The following is a 24,929-nucleotide window of genomic DNA, read 5'->3' as shown; positions in this document are numbered from 1 at the left end:
GATATCCCTGGCCGCACTCAGTACATCCGCCGCTGCGGGCGCAGGAACAGGATGATCGCGCGGCCATTGCGCGAACGCCGCCAGTGCCCGCTCTGCGGCAGATGCCCGGGCAAGGCCACCTGCGTGCCGCACGACGGGCATCCGGCCGTGACCGGGCCGCCCTGGGGCAGCGGCGCCTGGTTCCCCACCGGCACCGGCATGCCCGCGCCCGTGGGGCCCCCGAAGATCGGCGCCCCGGTCTGCCGCGCGGCCGCCACGCCGTGGCGCGAGATATTGCGCATCGCCGGCAGCAGACCCGGCGCGACCTGCCGCGCCGCGCGCAGGAATGCCGCGCGCGCGGCCCGCATCGGCGGGACTTGCGGCGGCATGGTGGACAGATGGCCGGCGGCCTGGCGGCCGATCCGCACCAGACGGCGTGCCACCTCGAACTCCCGGTCTTCGTTGCTGAGCCCTTCCAGCTCGAGCCCGAGCGCGTTGCCGGCCATGCTGGCCAGTTTGCCGCCGATCACGCCGCCCGCACCGGGGACCACCAGGTTGCCGAGCGCGCTGCCCACCACCGGCAGCGCCGACTTGGCCGCCGAGCGCAGGATGCCGCCGAGGGCCTTGCCGGCCGAGGACCTGGCGAAGTTCGTCGCGGCGCGGCCAACCGACTTGATCAGCCCGCCAAGGAACTGCTCCATCTCCTGTTCGCTATTGACGGCCAGCAGCTCGGCAGCGAGCTCCATCTCCTGCATCTCGCCGGAGATCTCCTGCTCGAACTCGCCCTCGAACTCGTTGGCGAAGCCGCCTCTGCCGTCCAGCGCGCCTTCGAATTCGCCTTCGAACTCACCCTCGAATTCTCCCTGGAGTCCGAACTCGCCCTCGAACTCACCCAGCTCGCCGGCGCCATAGCCGCCCGCCTCCGCCGAGTAACCCTGCTCGAACTCGTTGCTGTAGCCGGTCCCCCAGCCACCAGGTCTGGAACTTCCGATATCGTGCATTTGCCGCTCCTTTCCGCTCGGGTTGGCGAGATAGGACGTCTCGCTCGCAGCACCGTATCGCGAAGGGCATGCCAGCCGCCCGGCGGGCGGCAAGTCGTTGAATGCATGGGGAATTTGCGCCGATGACCAGAACCGTCAGGCGAAGCCGCGTTCGGCGCAGGTCATGACGGCAGGCACCGACGCGAAGCACGCTTCGCCTTGGCGCGCGCGTGCAGGCGAAGGCGGCGCGCGCGCCGCTACCGTCAGGCGTTCAGGTCGGGATGCCGGCGCGAGGTCTCCGTCATCCAGTCCATAAAGGTACGGACCGCGGAGCTGATGTGATTGCGATGCGGATAGACGATCGACAGCGGAATGGGCGTGCTGGCCTCGTGCGCGAGAATCTCGACGAGCTTGCCCTGCCGGATCAGGTCGGTGACGTAGTAGCGTGACGGCTGGATGATGCCAAGCCCGAGCACGGCGGCATCGATATAGGCCGAGCCATCGTTGACCGCGACCTTGCCCTTCATCGCCACGCGGTGCGACTGGCCATCCTGCACGAACTCGAACGGCAGCAGCCGCCCCGTACGCGCGGAAGCGTAGTTGACGGCCACGTGCCGTGCGAGATCCGCCAGCGTCCCGGGCGTGCCATGACGTTCGAGATAGGCCGGCGCGGCGCAGGTCACCACGCGCGCATTGCCGATGCGCCGTCCGACCAGGCTCGACTCTTCCAGCGCGCCCGCGCGGATGACGAAATCCACGCCCTCCTGGATCAGGTCGATATTGCGGTCGGCGATACCGATGCGGACATCGATATCGGGATACTCGGCAAAGAAGGCTTCCAGCGCCGGCACCACCAGCGCGCGGGCGATCGAGCCCGAGGTATCCACCCGCACGGTGCCGCTGGTCGCGGTCCGCACATGGGTCAGCGCGGCCTCCACCTCGGACAGGTCGCCGAGGATGCGCTGGCACCCTTCGAAATAAAGCTTGCCCGCATCGGTCAGGCTTACCTGGCGCGTGCTGCGGCTCAGCAGCCGTACCCCGAGCTGCTCCTCGAGCGCCTGGATGGTCCGACTGACCGAACCGCGCGGCATATCCATCAGGTCCGCGGTTTTCGAAAAACTTTGCGTCTCCGCTACCTTTGCGAAGATCCGGATTGCCTCCAGGCGCCCCATGGCTCTACCTTGCGTCGCTTGTCATCGAGAAGCCCGCAGTGTAGCAAGTCGGCCTGCGCCGATCATTGCACCGGTCCCAGTTCGCCCAGAATGGTCGGGATCAGCTCGGCGACGGTCGGATGGATCGCCATGGTTTCCTTGAGCAGCGTATATGGCGCGCCCGCCGCCATCGTCATCAGCACCGAATGCACCGCCTCGTCGCCGCCAGGGCCAAGGATCGCCGCGCCCAGGATACGGTCGGTATCGGCATCGATCACCACCCGCATCGATCCCTGGCTCTCGCCCTTTTCCACCGCGCGCGATACCCGCGTCATCATGCGCTTGCCGATGCGGATGCGATGCCCCGCCTGGCGCGCCTGCGCCTCGGTCATGCCGACGCGGCCCAGCGGCGGATCGGTAAACAGCCCGTAGACGGGAATGCGATCGGCGACCGAGCGGCTGGCGCCTTCGAGCAGATTGGCGGCCACCACTTCAAAGTCGTTGTAGGCGGTATGGGTAAAGGCGCCGCGCCCGTTGCAGTCGCCCAGTGCCCAGATGCCTTCCACGTTGGTACGCAACTGGTCGTCGACCACGATATGGCCGCTCTCGCTGGTCCGCACACCGGCCTTGTCGAGACCGAGATCGTCGGTATTGGGCACGCGGCCCACCGCCACCAGCACATCGCTGCCGATCACCGTGGGCTCACCGGCGGCGCAATCGACGCCGACTTCCACACCCTCCGCATGGCGGCTGACCGTGATGCAGTTGGCGTGCGTGCGGATGGCGATGCCTTCGGCCTCCAGGATCGCGCGGATCTGCGCCGACACTTCCTCGTCCTCGCGCGAGATCAGCCGCTCGCCACGTTCGACCACGGTCACCTCGGCGCCAAAGCGGCGGAACACCTGCGCGAACTCGAGCCCGATATAGCTGCCCCCGATCACCACGAGGTGACGCGGTACCCGATCGAGCGCGACCATATCGACATTGGTCAGGTGCGGCACCGCGGGCAGGCCGCGGATCGCTTCCGGCACCAGCGCCCGGCCGCCCACGTTGATAAAGATACGGTCCGCTTCCAGCAGACGCTCGCCGACGCGCACGGTGCGCGGGCTCTCGAAGCGCGCATGGCCGCGCACCAGTTGCCCGCGCGGCATGTTCTCGATCCAGCGCGTGACGCCATTGCGGCTTTTGGCGACGATGGCCGCCACGCGTTCGCGGACCGCCGCCATGTCCACCCGCACGTGGCCGGACAGCACCACGCCATACTCGGCGGCGCGCGCCGCCATGCGTGCCGCATAGGCGCTCGCCACCATGGCCTTGGTAGGCGTGCAGCCGACATTGACGCAGGTACCGCCCACGTTGCCCCGTTCGATCACGGCGACCGACATGCCGGCGGCGGTAAGCTGGTTGGCGAGTGCCGGCGCGGCCTGGCCGGTACCGATCAGGATCGCGTCGAAACGTTCTGGGGCGGTCATTGCTGCACTCCTCGGAGGATTGGGGTGCGAACGATTATAGGTAGTGGTTGGATCCTGCGGATGGCGGTCTGCCAGCACGAGCTCAAGGCTCGGGTTCGTGCTCGGGCTCAGGGCTCGGGGCTCAGGACTCGGCCGCGGCCCCGCCCCGCCGCCACTCGGCGGGCGTTACGCCCATGCGGTCCTTGAAGGCGCGCCGGAAGGCCGCCACCGACTGGTAGCCCACCAGGTCCGCCACCGCATCGGTCGACACCGAGGGCTTGCGCAGTTCGCTGGCCGCCAGCGTCATGCGAATATCGGTCAGCAGTTCGTTGGCGGATTTGCCGACCTTCTCGGCGAAATGGCGCGCGAGCGTGGCGCGCGACATATTGCAGCGCTGCGCCAGTTCGGGCAGCGTCCAGGGATGCGCGGGGTTGTCGAACATTGCCGTCAGCGCCGGTGCCAGACGCGGATGGCCGGCCAGCGCCAGCAGCCCCACCGGCGCGGCCTCGGCCTCGCTGGCCAGCCGCAATGCCAGCGCGAACAGGGCCGCCGACAGGCTGTTGAGCATGGCAAGGCCGCCCAGGCTGTCGGCACCGGACTCGCTGCGCATCAATCCGACCAGGTCGATCACCTTGGCCGCGGTCTCGGACGGCTGGCTCACGTCGCTGCCTTCGGCACTCTCGCCCTGCGTGCCGCCACGCGTGCCCGCCCGCACGATCAGTGCCCCCGGCAGATAACTGCGCACCAGCCGGTCGTGCTGCGGTGCCACCACAAAGCGGCCGCACAGCATGTCGAGCCGCTCGCCCTTGCCGCGGTTCTCGCTGACCACGATGTTGGAGGTATCGCGGTGACGCGCCGGCGCGGGCGCCACGCCGCTGCCGTCGTGCAGCACATGGGCCGAGCCATGCGACAGCATCACGATATCGCCGGCATAGAGCGGCTCGCGCACGTTGCCGTCCTCGAGAATCGCCGATCCGCTCAGGATCACGTGATAGGGCATTTCGCCCGGGGACGACTGCTCGTACGTCACGCGCCAGGGGGCGCCGTAGACGCAGCGGATTTCCAGTCGGCCGCTGACCGGCATGATGTCGAGCAGGTGGCTGAGCCAGTCCATAAGCATGCATCGCGGGAGGGTGAGACGAATTGGCATTCTATTGAGCGCTTACGACATTATCAAGCTCAAATCGCTTCCCTATAGTGGCATCACACCAACCGTTGTTCCACTTAGAGGAGTTCACCATGACCCGCATCGCTACCCCCGCACTCGACACCGCAACCGGCGCCACCGCCGAGATCTATGCCCAGATCAAGAAGGCAGCCGGCAGTGTGCCCAACACCTTCGCCAGCATCGGCGCGCACGGCCCGGAAGCCTTGCAGGCCGTGCTGGCCGCCGACGGCGTGCTGGCCGGCGGCTCGCTGTCCAAGCAGGATCAGGAAACCATCAAGCTGATCGTCAGCGAAGTGGCGGGCTGCGACTACTGCGTGGCGGCGCACTCGCTGCTCGGCAAGCTGACCGGCCTCAAGCCGGACACGCTGGTCGACCTGCGCGCCGGCCGCGGCACCGGTGATGCCAAGCGCGACGCGCTGGCGAGCTTCGTGCGCACGCTGGCCTCGACCAGCGGCACGGTCCCGGTCGCGCAGTTCGAAGCGATCAAGGCCGCGGGCTATAGCGACCGCCAACTGGTCGATATCAGCCTGGCGATTGCGCTGACGGTATTCACCAACGTGTTCAACCGCATCAACGACACGGCCATCGACTTCCCGGCCGTGCCGTCGATCGGCTGATGCCGGAGCCGGAGGGTGCGTGGGCCGCGTACCCTCCGGCGGGCCTGACCGTATCCGGCCGCCCCCGTCCCCCCGGGCTTTCCCCCGCCCCCCCTTCCGCCGCTTTCCCCTCGCTTTCCCCTCGCTTTCCCGTGCTTTCCCTCGCAGTTCCTGTCGCTTGCTGTCGCTTGCTGTCGCTTGCTGTCGCGTTCCCCCCCCGCACGACCTTCCGCGCTTCGTCTGCGCCCCTGGTAGGGTGGCCAGCAAGAATTCCGCAGCGCTGCTACCATCCAGAGACTTTCATTATGAAATCTTGTGGACGCACACCCATGACCTCTCTGTTCGAACCCGTTGCCCTGGGCGGCCTGCAATTGCCCAATCGCGTAGTGATGGCACCGCTCACGCGCCTGCGCGCGGCCGATCCGGTTCACGTGCCCAATGCCCTGATGGCCGAGTATTACGTGCAACGCGCCTCGGCGGGCCTGATCGTGTCCGAAGGCGTGCCGGTGTCGCCTGACGGGGTCGGCTATCCAAACGTGCCAGGTCTCTGGTCCGACGCGCAGGTCGCGGGCTGGCGCCTGGTGACCGACGCGGTGCACGCGGCGGGCGGACGGATCGTGGCGCAACTGTGGCATGTGGGGCGGATCTCGCATCCGGACCTGCTGGACGGACGCCAGCCCGTGGCGCCAAGCGCCATCGCCGCGAACGGCAATGTGAGCCTGCTGCGCCCGCAGCGCCCTTACGTGGTACCGCGCGAACTGTCGCTCGAAGAGATCGGCGAGGTGGTCAAGGCGTTCGGCCGCGCGGCCGCGCATGCCAAGGCAGCCGGCTTTGACGGCGTCACCCTGCACGCCGCCAACGGCTACCTGCTCGACCAGTTCCTGCAGACAGGTACCAACCACCGTACCGACGCCTACGGCGGCCCGGTCACGCATCGCGCGCGACTGCTGTGCGAGGTGGCCGATGCGGCGGCCGCGGTATGGGGCCCGCAGTATGTCGGCGTGCACCTGGCGCCGCGCTCGCCGAGCTACTCCATGTCGGACGCCAATCCGGCCGAGACCTTTGGCCATGTGGCGCGGGAACTCGGCAAGCGCGGCCTGGGCTATCTGTTCGTCCGCGAGACGCGCGGCGAAGGCGCGTTGCTGCCGCTGCTCAAGCGCGAATTCGGCGGCGCCATTGTCGCCAATGACGGTTTCGACCTCGACGCGGCGCAGGCGGTGCTGGACGACGGTCACGCCGATGCGGTGGCCTTTGGCCGGGCCTATATCGCCAATCCCGACCTGGTCGAGCGCCTGCGCCGGCGCGCGCCGCTCAACGCCGTGGATAGCGCCACCATCTACGACCTCGAGCACGCCAGTGCGCGCGGCTACACGGACTACCCGCTGCTGGCGGCGTCCTGAGCGCAGCGCGTGGCCTCCTGAGCGTAGCGCTTGGCCCTCTGAGCGCGGCGCGCCTTCCGAGCGGCGGGTTCAGCGCGCCCGGCACAGCGCGCCCGCGCATGGCCGCCACGGCGCGCTCAGCCCTGATTGGCGCGGCGGGCGGCCACCTTGCCCAGCGCCGCGAGGTCCTGGTTGCCCTCGCCGTGCGCCAGGCTGTCGAGCAGGTTATCGCGCAGCAAGCTGGCAAACGGCATCGGGACCGCGCCGGCCCCGGCCGCTTCCAGCGCCAGGCGCACGTCCTTGTAGCCGAGCGACAGCTTGAAGCCGGGCGGCTCGAACTGACCGCTCGCCAGCGCCATGCCATAGCCGCGGTAGACCGGCACCGCGAACAGCGTGGAGGTGACCATGTCGATGAAGTCGGTCTTTGCCACCCCCTGGCTCTGGGCCAGCGCGCTCGCTTCGCCCATCGCCTCGATGGCGCCGGCAATCATGAAGTTGACGCCGAGCTTGACCACCGCAGCCTGCTCGGGCCGGTCGCCGAAGCGCCAGGTCTTCTGCCCCATCACATCGAAGAGCGGCTGCACCCGGTCGAGCAGCGCCGCGTCGCCCGCCGCCACGATCTGCAGTTTGCCTTCGCGCGCCACGTTGACGCGGCCAAGCACCGGCGCCGCCAGGTAGCCCACGCCGTGCGCGGCATGCAGCGCCACCATTTCCTGGGTGAAGGCTAGCGACACCGTGGCCATGTTGACATGGATCGCGCCCTGCGCGAGCGCGCCGAGCACCTGCGCATCGACCACCGCGCGCGTGGCCTGATCGTCGGCCAGCATCGTGATCAGCACTTCGGCGCCGCGCGCGGCATCCACCGCGCTGGCCGCCGCGACGCCGCCGGCCGCGGCCAGCGTGGCGACCGGCTCCGGCGAGCGGTTCCAGCCACGCACCTGGTGGCCGGCCTTGACGAGATTGGCCGCCATGGCGGCGCCCATGGTACCCAGACCGATGAATGCGACTTGCATGTTGATGACTCCACGTCGAAGATCGGAAAGGTCGGAGTATCCGTCAACTCGGTGAAGCCTGCAGGGCAGTATCTGCCCTGTGGTCCGGACCGTCTGCCGTGCGGCCGCACGGCAGGACCACGGCAGGACGACGGCAGCACTACGGCAGCACTACGGCGGTGGCGGTGCTACGGGGCCTACGCCTTGTAGATCGGAATGACCGTCCGCCCGCCGTTCTCGCGCAGCAGCTCGCGCAGTTCGCGGATGACCGGAAATACCTCATGGTTCCAGTCGGCGCCCTGCCTGTCGTGCGCCTCCTGCTCGCGTTCTACGATCCAGCGGTCCTCCTGGAAGATCCGTTCGGTAAACCAGACCAGCAGCGGCCAGCCAAGATCGAGCGCAAAGCCGAGCTTGGGCCGGCGGATCGACAGCATGCCAAACGTGCGGTTGGTGCGCTGCGCGCTGTCCAGCGGCACGTACACGATCCACAGGTCCATCACCAGGGTGCCGCTCGCGGTACGGATCTGCAGCGTCTGGTACGGATAGCCCGTGCGCACGGTCATCACGTCTTTCTCGTTGGTACCGCTCTCGTTCTTCTTGCCGCCGCCGAACACCACCGACTCGCCGAGCGGCTGCTTGCCCTCCTCGCGCGTGAACGTGTAGTCGACCTCGACGAAGCCCTCGCCGCGGCGGCGCCCCAGCGAGCGCGCGCGCATGCGGCCCATCTGGCGGCGATGCAGGAACTGGTGGTTCATGTCCATCAGGTTCTCGTGCATGAACGAGTAGTGGCACTTGACCTCGCGGCCAAAGCGGCGCGTCTTGTACTGCGGGTCGGACACCGAGGCCAGGGCCGGCAGCGGGCGGGTGTCCGCCAGCGCGGGATCGCCGGGAAATACGAAAATCATGCCGGCGTGTTCGCGGCACGGGTAGGCGCGCACGCCGTTGGGCAGGCGCTCCTTGCCGAGGTACGGCACGTCGACGCAGCGGCCGGTGCAATCATAGGTCCAGCCGTGATAGCAGCAACGTAGCGATTCGCCGTCCACCACCCCGGCGTGCAGCGGTACCTGCCGGTGCGCGCAACGGTCCTCCAGCGCGAATACCTTGCCAGTCTCGGTGCGCACGAGCACGATCGGCTCGCCGGCGAATTGCACACCATGGGCCTTGCCCTTGCCGACCTCGCGCGACCACGCCAGCGGATACCAGTGATCGGGGTGAATCGGCACGCGGCGCAGATCGCGCTCGACCGGATCGGCTGGCGTCTCGATGGTGGGGTTGTCAAGCAAAGTCTCTGCATACATGCGGCACGTCTCCTTGCGTCAAAAAAATGCCTGCGACGATTGTTCTTTACGGTTGATTTGGCCGGGCCGGCGCCAGTAGCTGACTGCCTTGGAGTCTACTTGAAGCGCGCGGGGTCGGGCAAACCCGAACAAAGATCGGGCAAACAGAAAAACAACAGGCAGCGTCCGGGGCGGTGCCTTCTCATGCGCCGGCGACCATCGGGCCCGACCGGCGCACCCGAAACGCGCGCCAGGGGGGCCAAGGCGAGTATCCTTGCGACATATCCGCACGTGCGCCAGACCATGTCCCGCCCTGCTCCCCCCGCTACGCCACCCGCGACCGAACCAGGCACCCCGGCCGCTCGCCAGGCCCCTGCCCAGGCGGAAGTCAATGCCGCCGACCGCTTCCGCACGCTGGTCGATACCATCAGCGACTACGCCATCTTCACCCTGGATGCCACCGGGCATGTCACCAGCTGGAACGCCGGCGCAGCCCGCATCAAGGGCTACCGGCGCGAGGAAATCCTCGGCAGCCATTTTTCGCGCTTCTATACCGAGGAAGCCAAGGCGCGCGACTGGCCCGGCACGGAGTTGCGCGCGGCCGCCGATCTGGGCCGCTTCGAGGACGAGGGCTGGCGCGTGCGCAAGGACGGCAGCCGTTTCTGGGCCAACGTCGTGATTACCGCGCTGCGCGACCTCGACGGCCGGCTGATCGGCTTTGGCAAGGTCACGCGCGACATGACCGAGCAGCGCCGTGCCGCCGAGGCCTTGCGCCAGAGCGAGGAAACCTTCCGCCTGCTGGTGGAAAGCGTGAAGGACTACGCGATCTGCATGCTCGACCCCCAGGGCCACGTGATGAGCTGGAACGCCGGCGCGTCCTATATCAAGGGCTATCGGCGCGACGAAATCATCGGCCGCAATTTCTCGCTGTTCTATCCGCCCGACGACGTCGCCGCGGGCAAGCCCGCGCAGATCCTGGAAGCCGCGCGCCAGAGCGGCCGCGTGGAGGACGAAGGCTGGCGCGTGCGCAAGAACGGCTCGCTGTTCTGGGCCAACGTGACGCTCACCGCGGTCTACGACGAGCGCCGGCAGCTGCACGGGTTCGCCAAGGTCACGCGCGACATGAGCGAGCGCAAGCGACTCGAGGAACTGGAACGTTCCGGCCGGCGCATGAATGAATTCCTCGCCACGCTCTCGCACGAGTTGCGCAATCCGCTGGCACCGGTGCGCAATGCGCTGACGGCCATGCGTCTGCTTCCGGGCGACCAGGCCGCCACCGACAAGGGTCTCGGCCTGATCGAACGCCAGGTGACCCATCTGTCGCGGCTGGTGGACGACCTGCTCGATGTGGGACGTATTGCCGCCGGCAAGATCGAACTGCGCCGCGAGCTCATCGATGCGGTCGACGTGATCACGCTCGGCATCGAGGCCGCCCAGCCCGCGCTCGAGTCGAAGCACCAGACCGTCTCGTTCGACGCCGAACGCGGCACCATGCCGTTGTTCGTCGACAAGACCCGCCTCGCGCAGGTCATGCAGAACCTGCTGCTCAATGCCTCCAAGTTCTCGCCACCCGGCGCGCCGGTCGTCATTTCCACCTACGTACAGGGGCATACGCTCGTGATTCATATCATCGACCGCGGCCGCGGCATCGCGCCCACGGCGCTCGACGAGATCTTCAACCTGTTCGTGCAGGAGGACCGCCCCGGCAGCAGCGCGCAGGGCGGGCTTGGCATCGGCCTGTCGCTGAGCCGCTCGCTGGTGGAAATGCATGGCGGTTCGATCTCCGCGATGAGCGAGGGCGCCGGCCTTGGCAGCACCTTCACGGTGCGGCTGCCGCTGGCCAGCCGGCCCGAGTCGGCGGCCGCGGCCGACCCCGCCCCTGGCTCCGTGCCGCGGACCCGGCCCCTGCGTGTGCTGCTGGTGGACGACAACCGCGATGCCGCCGACAGCATGGCCATGCTGCTCGAGATGTCCGGCCATGAAGTGGCGGTGGCCTACGACGGCATGGAATCGATTCACGCCGCCGCGCGCACGCGCCCCGACGTGGCGCTGATCGACCTCGCCATGCCGGGCATGGACGGCTTTGCGGTGATCCACACCTTGCGCGGCATGCCGGCGCTGGCCCAGACCTGCTATATCGCGCTGACCGGCTTCGGCCAGGCGTCCGACCGGCAGCAGACCCATGATGCCGGCTTCCACGCGCACCTGGTCAAGCCGGTCGATCTCGACAAGCTGCTGGCAACCATTGCCGGGTTTGGTTTCGCGGGCAACTGACGCCGCGGCGCACATGCGCACGACGCCCCGGCCTTACTTGCGGCGCGGCGCGTGGAGGTCGGCGCCTGGCGCGGGCAGCTTGCCGGCGCGGCGCAGCCGCACCGCCCGGGCGACCGCGGCGGCCACGTTCTCCACCTCCTGCTGGACCGCGGTGTCCGCATCCAGCGTGCGATGGCTGGTGGCATACGGCTCGTAGTAGCCGATAAAGCGGTCGAGCTGGCTCTGCTGGCCGGCATCGATCAGTCCCATCCAGCCGAGCCAGTCGGACAGCGCGCGGCGCACGCCCTCGATGCCGGCCACATCGCCATGCACCGCCACGCCGTAGACGCGTCCCGCCAGGTGCCTGGGATAATCCCAGCCGTTCAGCTCCAGCGCCTTGGCCTCGGTCACGGTCTTGCCATGCGTGCTGCTGGGATCGGGGTTGCCCCCGTCGGCGCAGACCAGCCGGTCCATCATCAGCTTGAGCGGGCTGGTGACCTGGTACCAGTAGACCGGCGTGACGATCATCACGCCATGGCACGCGGCCCATCGCGGATAGATATCGTTCATCCAGTCGTTGACCTGGCCCAGCGCATGGTTCGGATAACAGCTGCACGGCCAGTGGCAGAGCGGCATCGCGGTCGATACGCAGCCCTTGCACGGGTGGATATGGCGATCGGGATCGGAGGTCAGGTGGCTCAGGTCGAGCAGGTCCACCGTCATGCCCTCGTCTTCGAGCCGGCGGCGCGCGCGCTCGGCCAGGCGCCAGGATTTGGACATCTCGCCGGGACAGGTAAAGTCGTTGCGCGCCGCCGCCACCACCAGCAACACGCGCGAGGGCGAGGCCGGATCCTGCTGGCGCCGCTGGGCGGCCTGCACGGCGTCGCGCGCCGCGAGCCATTCGACCGATACGTCGTAATCCGGATCGGCCGCACCCGCGCCCGCCTTGGCCGTCACGGGCGCCTTGCGGCTGTCGCAGTACGCGTCCCAGGCGATGGCTTCGAGACGGTCGAGCGCCGGCGCCTCCGCCTCGAACGCCGGGTCCTGGAAGCGCGCGAGGAAGCGCTGGCGAAACGCGTCGCGCGACATCCTGGCCGTGATCTGGCCTTTGCGTACGTCCTGCGCGGGCTCGAGTCCCTGTGGCTGGCGGCCGGACGCCGGCATGGCGGACGGTTGCGCGCCGGGCATCCCGGCGCCACGCTGATCTTTACCGGGCATGGGGCAGTCTTGTCATATCGGGCTTGCTCCCTTGCAAGATGGGCGCCAGCGCACCTGGCGTTGCGCCGCCGCGGAGGCGCGCGTATTCCGCGCAATTCTTACCGGGCGCCAGGCGGGCCTGCGTGTAGCTTTTACTCAGCGGCGGCCGCGCGGCGTCACGGGCCACACGCGCCCGTCGCCCACCACGAACACGCGCTCGTCCGATCCTGGCCGCACCGTCGCATGACCGGTAAAGGCGCCGAATGCGGGCAGGATCGCCCCATGCGGCCCGAACAGGAAGCACGGCAGCCGCACCGCATCCGCGCCCGCCCCGCGCAACGCGTACGCGGGATGCAGATGGCCCGCAAGCACATAGCCCGCCGGCGATGCCATGCGGCCATCGACCGGGGTGTGGCATAGCGCAAACGGTCCCGCTACCAGCGGCTCGGTCACCACGTCGATACGCAGCTCCGGTGGCGGATCGCCGGCATGGAGGTCGTGATTGCCGCGCACGAGCGTGACGCGCAGCCCGGCCGGCAACGCCCGCCGCCAGTCGTGCAGGGCCAGCAGTACCGCCGCCGTACGCGCCGCGCGCGCGTGCAGGAAATCGCCGAGGAACACCAGTTCGCGCGCCGGGTGGCGCATGGCCAGCGCATGGAGCCGCGCCAGGTTGTCGGCCGTGGTGCCGGGTGGCACCGGCTGGCCCAGCGCGCGAAATGCCGCGGCCTTGCCGATATGGGCGTCGGCCACCATCAGCATGGCGCCCCCCGGCCACCAGATGGCGTGCTCGGGCAGCAGCCAGAGCGTTTCTGCGGCCACGCGCACGGGGTTCGCACCAATCGCGGTCAGGGCCTCGCTCATAGCCGTGGCAACGGTCTGGAGGGCTTGCGGGCACGGCGCGGCTTGCGCGGCCCCGCCGGTCCCGCGTGGTCGCTCATGCCAAAACGCGCGAGCGCCGCCACGCGCGGCGCATCGTGCATCGGTCCGGCATAGTCGGGCGCCGGCCCGGCGGCCTGCTCGAGTTCAGCCAGCATGCGCGCGATACGGTCGGCGAGCTTCTCGGTGGTCAGCTTCTCGCGCAGGAATTCCACCACGAGCGGGAACGCGAACGGCGACGGCCGGCGCAGCACGCGCAGGTCGAGCGGCAGCGCCGCCAGCCGCTTCAGCGTGACGCTCAGACGGTGGGCGTCCAGTTCCTGCATCAGCACCTCGCGCTCGGCCTGGCCGAGCAGCAGGTTGTCGGGATCGTGCTGGCGAAACACTTCGTAGAACAGGCTCGACGATGCCTGCAACTGGCGCGCGCTGCGTACCTCACCCGGATAGCCCTGGAAGACCAGCCCCGCCACGCGCGCGATCTCGCGGAAGCGCCGCAGCGACAGCTCGCCGGCATTCAGGCTGCCCAGCACATCGGCGGCCAGGTCGCGCGCGGTCTCCTCGGCCAGCACCACGGGCAGCCAGCGCTCCCAGTCGAACGGTGCCGGCGTCAGCAGTTCGAGCCCGTAGTCGTTCACCGCCACCGAGAACGTGGCCGGCGCCTTCTGCCCGAAACGCCAGGCCAGCAGGCTGCCCAGACCCAGATGCACCGAGCGGCCCGCGAACGGATACAGGAACAGGTGCCAGCCCTCGCGCGAATGCAGCGTCTCCGCCAGCAGTGCATGGCGCGACGGCAAGGCCGACCAGCGCGCCTGCAGCGCCACGATCGGCTCGATCAGCGGCAGCTCGGGCGCATGGCGCAGATCGAGCGTCGCGTCGGCGCCGCCGGCAGCCACGGCGGCGAGCACGTCCAGCATGGTCGCCGCCAGCTCGGTGGAAAGCGGCATCTTGCCGCCGTTCCAGCGCGGTACCACCGGGCGCCGGCCGCTCGCGCGCCGTACGTAGGCCGTCATCTCCTGCACGCGGACCAGTTCGAGCAGGCGGCCGCCGAACAGGAAGCAGTCGCCCGGCGTCAGCCGGGCGATGAAACCCTCCTCGACGCTGCCGAGCGAGGCGCCGCCCGTGCCGGCGCGGGTCCAGTAGCGGACCTGCATGGTGGCGTCGCTGACGATGGTACCCACGCTCATGCGGTGCCGCCGCGCCAGCCGTGCGTCCGGCACGCGCCAGACGCCGTCCGCATCGGGCGTGGCGCGCCGATAGTCGGGATAGGCGGACAGGGTCTTGCCGCCCTGCTGCACGAAATCCAGGCACCACTGCCATTCGTCGTCGGTCAGGTCGCGATACGCCCAGGCCGTGCGCACCTCCTGCAGCAGCGCCTCGGCGCGGAAGCCCCCGCCGAGCGCAACCGTCACCAGATGCTGCACCAGGACGTCGAGCGGCTTGTCCGGCGATTCGCGCGCCTCGATGCGGCCCGCGGCCACCGCATGGCGCGCGGCCACGGCCTCGACCAGTTCCAGGCTGTGGGTGGGTACCACGGTCGCGCGCGACGTGCGGCCCGGCGCGTGGCCCGATCGACCCGCCCGTTGCAGCAGGCGCGCCACGCCCTTGGGCGAGCCCACCTGCAGCACGCGCTCGACCGGCAGGAAGTCCACCCCGAGGTCGAGACTCGACGTGCACACCACCGCGCGCAATGCGCCATTCTTGAGGTTGGCCTCGACCCACTCCCGTACGGCGCGATCGAGCGAACCGTGATGCAGCGCGATCTGGCCGGCCCAGTCCGGGCGCGCATCCAGCAAGGCCTGATACCAGAGCTCGGCCTGCGAGCGTGTGTTGAGGAATACCAGCGTGGTGCCGCTCTCCTCGAGCTCGCGCACCACATGCGGCAGCATCGACAGGCCCAGGTGGCCAGCCCATGGAAAGCGGCTCGCGCGGTCCGGCAGCAAGGTGTCGATCACCAGCGACTTGGGCTGGTGGCCCCGCACGCTGACGCGCTGCGACGGCGGCACGCCGGACAGCAGCACATCGCTCGCATGCTGCACGTTGCCCAGCGTCGCCGACAGGCCCCACACGCACAATGCGGGCTGCCAGCGATGCAGCCGGGCCAGCGCCAGCTGGACCTGCACGCCGCGCTTGTTGCCGATCAGCTCATGCCATTCGTCGACCACCACCAGCCGTACGCGGCCGAGCACCTCGCGCGCATCGGCACGCGTCAGCAGCAGCGACAGGCTCTCCGGCGTGGTCACCAGCGCGGTCGGCAAGCGGCGCGCCTGTGCGGCACGTTCGCTGCTGCCGGTGTCGCCGGTACGTAGCGCCACGGTCCAGTCGATACCCAGTTCGGCCAGCGGCGCCTGCAGCGCGCGCGTGGTGTCGGCGGCCAGCGCGCGCATCGGCGTGAGCCACAGCACCGTCAGCGGGGGCGGCTGCGTGCCACGCGGCATTGGGGCCGCGAACGCACGCAAAGCGCCGAGCCACGCGGCGTAGGTCTTGCCGGTACCCGTGGTGGCATGGACCAGTCCGCTGCAGCCGGCCGCCATCGCGTCCCAGACCTCGCGCTGAAACGGAAACGGCTGCCAGCCGCGCGCGTCGAACAGCGCATCGAGCCGCTCGGCCAGCGGCGTGGCCGGGGACGCTGCCGCGGCCTGCGGCGCTAGCGAGGACCCGGTGGGCGAATTCCCGGTCGACCTCGGGGGCGCCTTCATGCCGCATCCTCGCCCGCCGCACCCGGCGTCGGCAGCATGCCCTCCAGCGTAGCCAGCGTGTCGGCCTCCTCGATCGGCTTGTCGGTACGCCAGCGCAGCATGCGCGGAAAACGCACCGCGATCCCGCTCTTGTGGCGGCTGCTGCGGGCAATCCCCTCGAAGCCGAGCTCGAACACCTGGGTCGGCTCCACGCTGCGCACCGGCCCGAACTTCTCCACCGTGGTCCGTCGCACGATCGCGTCGACCGCGCGCATCTCCTCGTCGGTGAGCCCGGAATAGGCCTTGGCAAACGGCACCAGTGCGCGCCCCGGGGTGCCCGGCGGCGCATTCCATACCGCAAAGGTGAAATCGGTGTAGAGGCTCGCGCGGCGGCCGTGACCGCGCTGCGCATAGATCAGGACCGCATCCACCGCGTACGGATCGATCTTCCATTTCCACCAGATGCCGACATCGCGCGTGCGGCCGGCGCCGTAGGCGGCGTCGGCGGCCTTGAGCATGAAGCCCTCCACGCCGAGGTCGCGCGAAGCCTCGCGCAGCGTTGCGTAGTGCGGCCAGTTGTCCGCCGCCACGCATGGGCTCAGTTCCAGCGCGGGGTGCACCGCGTCCGCCACCACCCGTTCCAGCTGCGCGCGCCGCTCGGCCTGCGGACGCGCGCGCCAGTCCTCGCCCTGCCACTCGAGCAGGTCATAGGCCATCAGGATGGCAGGCGCATCGCGCAGCAGCTTCGGCCCCAGCGTCTTGCGGCCGATGCGCTGCTGCAGGAGCGCAAACGGCTGCACGCGCCGGTCCTTCCAGATCACGATCTCGCCATCGAGCACGGTGCCGTCGGGCAATTGCGCCGCGGCTGCGGTCAGCTCCGGAAAGCGCTCGGTAATCAGGTCCTCGCCGCGCGACCATAGCCAGGTACCGCCATCGCGGCGCACCAGCTGGGCGCGGATGCCGTCCCATTTCCACTCCACCTGCCAGCGCTCCGGTGCGCCCAGCACGTCGTCGAACGCCTCGACCGGCACCTGCAGCGGATGGGCCAGGAAGAACGGATACGGCTGTCCGCTGCGCCTGCGCGCGTTGCCGGGCTCGTCGTCGGCGGCGACCAGCGCCAGGTAGTGCGCCGCGTCCGGGCGCGCGGACAGGTCGGTATAGCCCACCATGCGCTCGGCCACGCGCTTGGGGTCGATACCGGCGACTTCGCCCAGGGCACGGGTGACCAGCAGGCGCGAGACGCCCACGCGAAAACTGCCGGTAATCAGCTTGAACAGGACCAGCCGGCCATTGGCATCGAGCGGCCGCCACAAGGCGTCGAGCCGGCCGGCCAGCACCTCGGGCGGCAGGCCGCGCAGCGGCAGCAGGCGCGTCTCGACCCATTCCGCCAGCCCGGCCGTATCGGTCTGCGCCGGATCGGGCAGCAGCAGCGCAATGGTTTCGGCAAGATCGCCCACGGCCTGGTAGCTCTCTTCGAACAACCACGGCGGCAGGCCGGCAGCCTGCCGGGCCAGGTCGCGCAGCAGCGCCACCGGCACGATCTGGCGCGGCTTGCCGCCGGCAAGAAAATAGACCGCCCAGGCGGCGTCCTGCGGCGGCGCGCCGCGCAGGTATGCCACCAGCGCGGCCAGTTTGGCGTTGCTCGATGTGGTGCTGTCGAGCGCGGCATAGAGATCGGCGAAGGCCTTCATGGAGCGATCTCCCGCGCGGATGGAGCGTCGGCCCGCGGGTCGGCGAGGTGGACCCGAGCGGCGGCGTCCCCGCCAGTGGCGGCATCGTGCTCGGCCTTTGTGCCGTCCGCCTCGGCCGGGCCTTGCCGCGACTCACCCTCGTCCGCCTCGTCGCCATATTCGGTATCGAATGCCTGCGCCCGCCAGCCTTCCTCCGAGAGATAACGCACCATCACGGGCACATTGCCATGCGTGACGATCACGCGCTCGGCGCCGGTCGCCGAGATCGCCGACAGCAGGCCCGGCCAGTCCGCGTGATCGGACAGCGCAAAGCCGCGATCGACGCCACGGCGGCGCCGCGTGCCGCGCAGCTGCATCCAGCCGCTGGCAAACGCGTCCGACGCCTCGCCAAAGCGGCGCAGCCAGGTCGACCGCTGCGCCGATGGCGGCGCCAGCACCAGCGCGCGCCGCAGCAGCGGACTGCGCGCCGGCAGCTCGCCCGCGGCCTGCACCGGGGGCAGCGTTACCCCCGCGTCGCGATAGGCCTGGTTGAGCGCATGGAGCGCACCATGCACCACGATCGGCCCGGGCAGCGCGAGGGCCGCGCCGGCATGCCGCGCCAGGCCAGACAGGATGCGCTGCGCCTTGCCAAAGGCATAGGCATACAGCACGCTGGCACGCCCGGCCGCGGCATTGAGCTGCCACCACGCAAAGATCTCCGCCATCAGCGCGGCCTGCGAGGGCCAGCGATAGATCGGCAGGCCGAACGTGCTTTCCGTAATAAAGGTATCGCAGCGCACCGGTTCGAAGGGCGCGCAGGTGCCGTCGTCCTCGACCTTGTAGTCGCCCGATGCCACCCACACCCGGCCGCCATGCTCCAGGCGCACCTGCGCCGAGCCCAGCACGTGTCCGGCCGGATGCAGGCTCAGCCTGACGCCGTGGTGCGTAATGGCCTCGCCATACGGCAGCGTATCGAGCGCGATACCGGGCAGCCGCGCCAGCAGCACGCCACGGCCGGGCTCGGCGCAGAGGTACCGGCCGTGGCCAAAGCGGGCGTGATCCGCATGCGCATGGGTAATCACCGCGCGCGCCACTGGCCGCCACGGGTCGATATAGAAATCTCCGGGCGGGCAATACAGGCCCTCGGGCCGCGCCACCACCAGGTCGTTGCTCTCCATGGGCTTGTCCGGTTCCATGCCACATTGTCGTCCCGAAGCAGCCCGCCGGCGCCAGCCGCCGATGTCCCCTTCGGCTGTCGGCGCCGTCCCACAGCGCCCTTTGGGGACGTGCAAACGCGAATCACTACCCCGGAATGCGTTGGGCCGTCAATCAGCCGGACGCCGATAGTGTGAGCTATCAATCTCTCCTAGAATACCTTGGCGCTTTGTGTGGGACCTCGCGCCCGCGCATTGCCCCATCCATCCCGCCTGGTGCCGCATTGCTGCCCGCTCACCGGCCCTGCCATTCCCAAACGAGCCACTCTCATGCGCCAAGAAAACCAGCGTCTCGCCGATCTGCTCCGCGACGATGAGGACACCATCGTCCGCGGCTGGACCGCCGAATACCATGCCAATGCCGGCGGTCGCGGCATCAGCCAGCGTCTCGCGGCCGAACAGACCGAACTGCTGCGCGGCCTGGCGGCAGCCGTGCACGCCGATGGCGATGCCAGCAGCTTCGAATCCGGCAACCAGTGGACGCCAGTCCGGCACGCGCTGGCGCAACTGTCGGCCTCGCGCGCCGCCCAGGGCGAGACCGCGGATGTCACCAGCGCCTTCGTGCTGGCGCTCAAACGGCCGATCTTCGATGGCCTGCAGCGCCATCGGGGCGAAGTGGACCGCCAGATCGAGGTGCTGTGGGCGGCATCCTCGATCGTCGACCGCATGGCGCAATGGACCATGTCGACCTACCAGAAGTCGCGCGAGGACATCATCGCGCGCCAGCAACACGAGCTGCTGGAGCTGTCGACACCGGTGATCAAGCTGTGGGAAGGTGTGCTGGCGGTGCCGGTGATCGGCACGCTCGACAGCAGCCGCGCCCAGATCGTGATGGAGACGCTGCTCGAGCGCCTGGTCGAGACCGGCTCGGAACTCGCGATCATCGATATCACCGGCGTGCCCACCGTCGACACGCTGGTCGCCCAGCACCTGATGAAAACCGTCACGGCGATCCGCCTGATGGGCGCGGAAAGCATCGTCAGCGGCATCCGCCCGCAGATTGCCCAGACCATCGTGCACCTGGGCATCGACCTGCAGGGCATCCAGACCCGCGCGACGCTGGCCGACGCGCTGGCCGAGGCCATGCGCAAGACCGGGCATATGGTCACGCGCCGGACCGTCTGAGCCCCCCGCCATGGAACGCATTCCGATCCTCCGCATGGGCCAGTTCCTGCTGGTCACGATCCAGATCGACATGCAGGACCAGACCGCCCTGCAACTGCAGGAAGACCTCGCCACCCGGATCGAGAAGACCGGCGCGCGTGGCGTGCTGATCGACGTGTCCGCGCTCGAACTGGTCGATTCGTTTATCGGCCGCATGCTGGTGAGCATCTCGGGCATTGCGCGCATTCTCGGCGCGGAGACCGTGGTGGTCGGGATCCAGCCCGCGGTGGCCATTACGCTGGTCGAGCTTGGCCTGTCCCTCACCGGTGTCCGCACCGCCCTCAACGTGGAGCGCGGCATGGCGATGCTGGAAACCGTGCGGGACCAGATGACATGAGCGGCGAACTCGCCCTCACCGGCAGCACCCCCTTGCGCGACGAGCGCGATATCGTCCAGGCGCGCGCGATCGTGCGTACGCTCAGCATCGGCCTCAAGTTCTCGCTGGTCGAGCAGACCAAGATGATCACGGCGGCCAGCGAGCTGGCCCGCAATACCGTGGTCTATGGCCTGGGCGGCGAAATGCGCTGGGAAGTCATCGGTGACGCGGTTCGCAAGGGCCTGCGGCTGCATTTCGAGGATAACGGCCCCGGCATTCCGGATGTCGAACAGGCGCTGACCGATGGCTGGACCACCGGCGGCGGCCTTGGCATGGGATTATCGGGCAGCAAGCGACTGGTGAACGAATTCGCCATCCGTACCAATGTCGGCGAGGGCACCTGTGTCAGCATCACGCGGTGGAAATAGCACCTACGGTCCCCACCTTGCCATCCCCATGGGCGATCCGAGCCGGGTCGGCGAGGCGCGTCGGCTGGCGGCCGACATGGCCACCCGCCTGGGCTTCGATGCGATCCAGTCGGGCCGCATCGCCGTGGTCGTCAACGAGCTCGGCAACAACCTGCTGCGCCATGCCGTCGGCGGCCGCCTGCTGATCGGCACGCGCGCGGTCGGGGACAACGTGGCCATCGAACTGATCTCGATGGACCAGGGACCCGGCATGAGCGACATCCAGACCTGCCTGCGCGACGGCTATTCCACCGCCGGCAGTGCCGGCCAGGGGCTTGGCGCGATCCGCCGCATGGCCGATGACTTCGACATCCATTCGCAGCCTGGCGGCGGCACGCTGGTGCTCGCGCGCTTCCATCGCGAGCGCGACGGCACCGACCTGCCTCGCCGGCTGGCCGGCTTTGCGGTCGGCGCGGTCTGCCTGGCGGCGCCCGGCGAGCGGGTCAGCGGCGACGGCTGGGCCGTGCGCATCGATACGGATGCCAACGGCGACGCTGTCGCCGAGGTGATGGTCGTGGACGGCCTTGGCCATGGCCCCGACGCCGCCGCGGCCGCCGATGCCGCGCTGACGGCCTTCGACGTCCCCCGCCCGCCCGGCGCGGGACGGTTTCTGGAACTTGCCCACGCGGCCCTGCGCGGCACCCGTGGCGCGGCGCTGGCCGCGGCCCGGCTCGACGCGCGCGCCGGCCGGATCCGCTATGCGGGCGCGGGCAACGTGATTGGGCGTATCCTGTCCGGCGTGGAGGACCGCACGCTGCTGACCCAGCATGGCACGGCCGGCGTGCAACTGCGCACGGTGCAGGAGCAGGAAGTGGCATGGCCCGCGCATGCCCTGCTGCTGCTTTTTTCCGACGGCGTGCAGTCGCGCTGGCAACTCGACGACGGCACCCTGCTGCAACGCGACCCGGCCCTGGTGGCCGCGTTCGTGATCTGGAAGTTTTGCCGCGGCCGCGACGACGCGACCGTGGTCGTGATCCGCCGCGCGGAGACCTGACATGGCCGCATACGAACCCGATACCACCCCGCCGTCTGGCCAGGCCGATCGGAACGCCGGCCGGTCTCCCGCCATGGCGGACGACGTGGCGACGCTGCAGGCCGCGCTGCGGGCACGCACCGAGGAGCTCGTGGCCCTGCGCGCCGAACTCGAAGAGACCAATCGCGGCGTGCTCGCGCTCTACTCCGAACTCGACATGCAGGCCGAGCAGCTCAGGCAGGCCACGGAGCTCAAGAGCCGTTTCCTGGCGTATATGAGCCACGAATTCCGTACGCCCATCGTGTCCATCCAGAGCATCACGCGGCTGCTGATCGATCGTGTGGACGGCCCGCTCACGCCGGAGCAGGAGCGCCAGGTGGGCTTTGTGCGCGATACCGCCGCCGAGTTTGCCGACATGGTCAATGACCTGCTCGACCTGGCACGGCTCGAGGCCGGGCGTGTCGATGTCTCTCCGGCGTGGTTCGACATGGTGGCACTGTTCGATGCGCTGCGCGGCATGTTCAAGCCCGTGCTGACCAATCCGGAAGTGTCGCTGATCTTTGAGGCACCGCATGGGGTGCCCAAGCTCTTCAGCGACGACCGCAAGCTGTCGCATATCCTGCGCAACTTCATCTCCAACGCGCTCAAGTTCACGCCCAGCGGCGAAGTCCGCGTATCGGCGCACGTGTCGTCCGCCGACCATGCCTCGCGGGACAGCGCGCCGGCCACCATTACGTTCTCGGTGCGCGACACCGGCATCGGCATTCCCGCCGAGTCCCACGCGGCGGTGTTCCAGGACTTCGTCCAGATCGATTCGCCGCTGCAGCGCCGCCATCGCGGCTCCGGCCTCGGGTTGGCGCTGAGCAAGCGCCTGGCCGAGCTGCTCGGGGGCAGCGTCGGTTTCGAGAGTGAGGTCGGCGTCGGCTCGCGCTTTTACGTGACGGTGCCGGTAGCATTGGCGGCGGCCGATGTCTCTGACGGCGACCCGGGCAAGGGAGCGAGCGCATGATACGAGGGATGGTCCATGGACAATGAGCCGTATTCGCATCTGATTCCGCCGTTCGACACGCCGCCGCTGGTCATGGTGGTCGACGACAACCCCGTCACGCGCTATGCCACCGTGCGCGTGCTGGCCGCGGCCGGCTATCGCACGCTGGAGGCCGAAAGCGGTCAGGAGGCCCTGCAGCGCGCGGATGTCGACGTCTCGGCGATCGTGCTCGACGTCAACCTGCCCGATATCGACGGTTTCCAGGTCTGCCGCATCCTGCGCGACCAGCCCGAGACCGCCACCGTGCCCGTGGTCCATCTGTCCGCCACCTACGTGCACGACTACGACAAGGTGCGCGGGCTCGATGCCGGCGCCAGCGCCTACCTGATCCACCCGGCCGAGCCCGCGGTGCTGGTGGCGACCATTTCCTCGCTGTTGCGCGCCAGCGCCGCCGAGCGCTCGCTGCGCGAGTCGGAAGCGCGTTTCCGCGCGATCTATCACCAGGCCATCGGCGGCATCTGCACCATCGACCTCGACGGCCGCTTCGTCGATATCAATCCTGCCATGCAGACGCTGCTGCGGCGCGTGCCGGAGGCGCTGGTCGGCCAGCCGGTGGCCGCATTCGCGCCGCGCGAGTGGCGCGAACGCGTGGTCGCCGCCACCGGCCGCGGCGCCGTGCAAGGCTGGCAAGGCTCGTTTCCGCTGATCGCCAGCGACGGCGCGCCGATTTATTTCGAATGGAGCATCTCGGCGGTGCTGCAAACCGCGGTCAAGGTGGCGGTGGCCTCCAATATCACCGACCGCGTCATGCTCGAGCGGCAGCGCGAGCAGCTGATCGAGCGAGAACAGGCCGCGCGCGCCGCCGTGGAACGCCTCAACCGCATGAAGGACGATTTCATCGCGATCCTGTCGCACGAACTGCGCAATCCGCTCAACGTGATCTCGGTATGGACGCACGTGCTGAGCCGGCATATCGACTCCGACGAAGGCCGGCGCGGCCTCGCGGCGGTGGAACGCAATATCGCCATCCAGCGCCGCCTGGTGGCGGACCTCGTCGATGTGTCGATGCTCAACGTCGGCAAGATGAAACTGGAGCGCGAGCTGGCCAATCCGGCCGACGCCATCCGCAGCGCGATCGAAAGCATGGAAGCGTCGGCGCGCGAGCGCCACATCGGGCTCCACGTCGATCTTGCACCCGACCTGATCGAGCGTGTCTGGATCGATCCGGCACGCTTTCAGCAGATCCTGTGGAACCTGCTGTCCAATGCCATCAAGTTCTCGCCCGACGGGGGCGACGTGCGCGTGGTGGCACGCTCCGACGCAGACGCCCTGCACGTGTCCGTGATCGACCAGGGCCGCGGCATTTCGCCCGAATTCCTGCCGTTGCTGTTCGACCGCTTCACGCAGAGCGACGATACCAACCGGCGCAAGCATGGCGGGCTCGGGCTCGGCCTCGCCATCGTCAAGCATCTCGCGGAGATGCACGGCGGCACCGTGCACGCGGTCAGCGGTGGCGAAAACCAGGGCTCGACCTTCGAGGTCACGGTACCCGTGGGCGAGACGCCCGAAGCCCATCCCGTGCGCAGCGAGCCCGCGGTCGCCGCGCAGACCGTTCCTCTCGACGCGCTCGATATCCTCGTGGTAGAGGACGATGCCGACGCAGCCGCCGCGCTTTCCACCATCCTCGGCAGCTATGGCGCGCGCGTGCGCACCGCCCGCGATTGCGACGCGGCACTGGCAGCGATGTCGGCGGCGACTCCCGATCTGCTGATCAGCGATATCGGCTTGCCGGGCCGCGACGGCAACGACCTGATCCGCGATATCCGCATCCGCGAAGCACTCGAATCGCTGGGGCGCGTACCGGCTATCGCGCTGACGGCCTTCACCCGGCAGCAGGACCGGCGCGCGGCCCTGGAGTCTGGTTTCGACGCGGTCTGCGGCAAGCCGCTGCGGCTGCAGGAACTGCTTGGCGCGATCGAGGCGACACTGTCGCGGAGCGCGCCGGAGGAGAAGCCGTAGCCCGCGGGAGTGAAAAGCGGCCCGGGAAGCGTCTGAATCAAACTCGGACGCTTCCGAGCGATTGATGATTTTTCGCGTGCACTTCGCCGAAGTTGCCGTAACGAATTCGTAGAATTTCGGTTTCGCTGATCGGTCTGGATCGGC

Annotated in this window: 20 protein-coding genes; 9 read left to right on the top strand and 11 right to left on the bottom strand. The window is 69.0% G+C overall.

What is annotated here, in order from left to right:
* Window positions 1-17: 17 nt before the first annotated feature.
* From DFLDMN_RS03435 to DFLDMN_RS03420, 4 genes are all read right to left on the bottom strand, one after another.
* On the bottom strand, window positions 18-980 hold the full coding sequence (locus DFLDMN_RS03435; protein ID WP_423197108.1) for a hypothetical protein: 963 nt from the start codon (window positions 978-980) through the stop codon (window positions 18-20).
* A gap of 242 nt (window positions 981-1,222) precedes the next feature.
* Window positions 1,223-2,131, bottom strand: a complete 909-nt coding sequence (locus tag DFLDMN_RS03430; protein WP_423197107.1) for a LysR family transcriptional regulator — start codon at window positions 2,129-2,131, stop codon at window positions 1,223-1,225.
* A gap of 62 nt (window positions 2,132-2,193) precedes the next feature.
* Window positions 2,194-3,582: an FAD-containing oxidoreductase gene (locus DFLDMN_RS03425; RefSeq protein ID WP_423197106.1), complete on the bottom strand. Its 1,389-nt coding sequence runs from the start codon at window positions 3,580-3,582 to the stop codon at window positions 2,194-2,196.
* Window positions 3,583-3,703: 121 nt separating this feature from the next.
* Window positions 3,704-4,675 (bottom strand): cupin domain-containing protein, encoded by a 972-nt coding sequence (locus tag DFLDMN_RS03420; RefSeq protein ID WP_423197105.1) that lies wholly within the window; start codon window positions 4,673-4,675, stop codon window positions 3,704-3,706.
* Window positions 4,676-4,800: 125 nt separating this feature from the next.
* On the opposite strand from DFLDMN_RS03420, the gene DFLDMN_RS03415 reads away from it, so the two are divergent.
* Complete coding sequence (locus DFLDMN_RS03415) at window positions 4,801-5,346, top strand: carboxymuconolactone decarboxylase family protein (RefSeq protein WP_423197104.1); 546 nt, start codon at window positions 4,801-4,803, stop codon at window positions 5,344-5,346.
* 308 nt (window positions 5,347-5,654) lie between these two features.
* The gene (locus tag DFLDMN_RS03410; protein ID WP_423197103.1) at window positions 5,655-6,725 is read left to right on the top strand and encodes an alkene reductase; all 1,071 of its coding nucleotides are present in this window, start codon (window positions 5,655-5,657) and stop codon (window positions 6,723-6,725) included.
* A 116-nt stretch (window positions 6,726-6,841) separates the two neighbouring features.
* Here the strand turns inward: DFLDMN_RS03410 and DFLDMN_RS03405 are convergent, their stop codons facing one another.
* Window positions 6,842-7,723, bottom strand: a complete 882-nt coding sequence (locus tag DFLDMN_RS03405; RefSeq protein WP_423198299.1) for an NAD(P)-dependent oxidoreductase — start codon at window positions 7,721-7,723, stop codon at window positions 6,842-6,844.
* Window positions 7,724-7,893: 170 nt separating this feature from the next.
* A complete protein-coding gene (locus tag DFLDMN_RS03400) occupies window positions 7,894-8,994 on the bottom strand; it encodes a Rieske 2Fe-2S domain-containing protein (protein ID WP_423197102.1) in 1,101 nt (366 codons plus the stop codon).
* A 282-nt stretch (window positions 8,995-9,276) separates the two neighbouring features.
* On the opposite strand from DFLDMN_RS03400, the gene DFLDMN_RS03395 reads away from it, so the two are divergent.
* Window positions 9,277-11,247, top strand: coding sequence for a PAS domain S-box protein (locus DFLDMN_RS03395; RefSeq protein ID WP_423197101.1), 1,971 nt, complete (start codon window positions 9,277-9,279; stop codon window positions 11,245-11,247).
* Window positions 11,248-11,280: 33 nt separating this feature from the next.
* On the opposite strand, the gene DFLDMN_RS03390 is transcribed toward DFLDMN_RS03395, so the two are convergent.
* From DFLDMN_RS03390 to DFLDMN_RS03370, 5 genes are all read right to left on the bottom strand, one after another.
* Window positions 11,281-12,315 carry a flavodoxin family protein gene (locus tag DFLDMN_RS03390; RefSeq protein WP_423198298.1) on the bottom strand — a complete coding sequence of 345 codons (1,035 nt, stop codon included), beginning with the start codon at window positions 12,313-12,315 and terminating at the stop codon, window positions 11,281-11,283.
* 264 nt (window positions 12,316-12,579) lie between these two features.
* Window positions 12,580-13,284, bottom strand: coding sequence for a ligase-associated DNA damage response endonuclease PdeM (gene pdeM, locus DFLDMN_RS03385; protein ID WP_423197100.1), 705 nt, complete (start codon window positions 13,282-13,284; stop codon window positions 12,580-12,582).
* Window positions 13,281-15,995, bottom strand: coding sequence for a ligase-associated DNA damage response DEXH box helicase (locus DFLDMN_RS03380; protein ID WP_423197099.1), 2,715 nt, complete (start codon window positions 15,993-15,995; stop codon window positions 13,281-13,283). The genes pdeM and DFLDMN_RS03380 overlap by 4 nt, the downstream gene beginning before the upstream one ends.
* Window positions 15,992-17,665 carry an ATP-dependent DNA ligase gene (locus DFLDMN_RS03375; protein WP_423197098.1) on the bottom strand — a complete coding sequence of 558 codons (1,674 nt, stop codon included), beginning with the start codon at window positions 17,663-17,665 and terminating at the stop codon, window positions 15,992-15,994. The genes DFLDMN_RS03380 and DFLDMN_RS03375 overlap by 4 nt, the downstream gene beginning before the upstream one ends.
* On the bottom strand, window positions 17,662-18,822 hold the full coding sequence (locus DFLDMN_RS03370) for a ligase-associated DNA damage response exonuclease (protein WP_423197097.1): 1,161 nt from the start codon (window positions 18,820-18,822) through the stop codon (window positions 17,662-17,664). The genes DFLDMN_RS03375 and DFLDMN_RS03370 overlap by 4 nt, the downstream gene beginning before the upstream one ends.
* A gap of 306 nt (window positions 18,823-19,128) precedes the next feature.
* Here DFLDMN_RS03370 and DFLDMN_RS03365 point away from each other — a divergent pair, with 306 nt between their 5' ends.
* The 6 genes from DFLDMN_RS03365 to DFLDMN_RS03340 all read left to right on the top strand — a co-directional run bounded on the left by DFLDMN_RS03365 (window position 19,129) and on the right by DFLDMN_RS03340 (window position 24,785).
* Window positions 19,129-19,983: an STAS domain-containing protein gene (locus DFLDMN_RS03365; protein WP_423197096.1), complete on the top strand. Its 855-nt coding sequence runs from the start codon at window positions 19,129-19,131 to the stop codon at window positions 19,981-19,983.
* Between the two features lie 10 nt (window positions 19,984-19,993).
* Window positions 19,994-20,359 (top strand): STAS domain-containing protein, encoded by a 366-nt coding sequence (locus DFLDMN_RS03360; protein WP_423197095.1) that lies wholly within the window; start codon window positions 19,994-19,996, stop codon window positions 20,357-20,359.
* Complete coding sequence (locus DFLDMN_RS03355) at window positions 20,356-20,766, top strand: ATP-binding protein (protein ID WP_423197094.1); 411 nt, start codon at window positions 20,356-20,358, stop codon at window positions 20,764-20,766. The genes DFLDMN_RS03360 and DFLDMN_RS03355 overlap by 4 nt, the downstream gene beginning before the upstream one ends.
* Window positions 20,767-20,794: 28 nt before the next feature.
* Window positions 20,795-21,799, top strand: a complete 1,005-nt coding sequence (locus tag DFLDMN_RS03350) for an anti-sigma regulatory factor (RefSeq protein ID WP_423197093.1) — start codon at window positions 20,795-20,797, stop codon at window positions 21,797-21,799.
* Window positions 21,800-21,872: 73 nt separating this feature from the next.
* The gene (locus DFLDMN_RS03345; protein ID WP_423198297.1) at window positions 21,873-22,787 is read left to right on the top strand and encodes a sensor histidine kinase; all 915 of its coding nucleotides are present in this window, start codon (window positions 21,873-21,875) and stop codon (window positions 22,785-22,787) included.
* Between the two features lie 15 nt (window positions 22,788-22,802).
* Window positions 22,803-24,785, top strand: coding sequence for a response regulator (locus DFLDMN_RS03340; RefSeq protein WP_423197092.1), 1,983 nt, complete (start codon window positions 22,803-22,805; stop codon window positions 24,783-24,785).
* The last annotated feature ends 144 nt before the right edge of the window (window positions 24,786-24,929 follow it).

This window comes from Cupriavidus sp. H19C3 (assembly GCF_049393815.1).
GTDB lineage: Bacteria > Pseudomonadota > Gammaproteobacteria > Burkholderiales > Burkholderiaceae > Cupriavidus.
The sequence above is the reverse complement of the archived record's forward strand: the minus strand, read 5'-3'. Positions and strand labels throughout refer to the sequence as shown.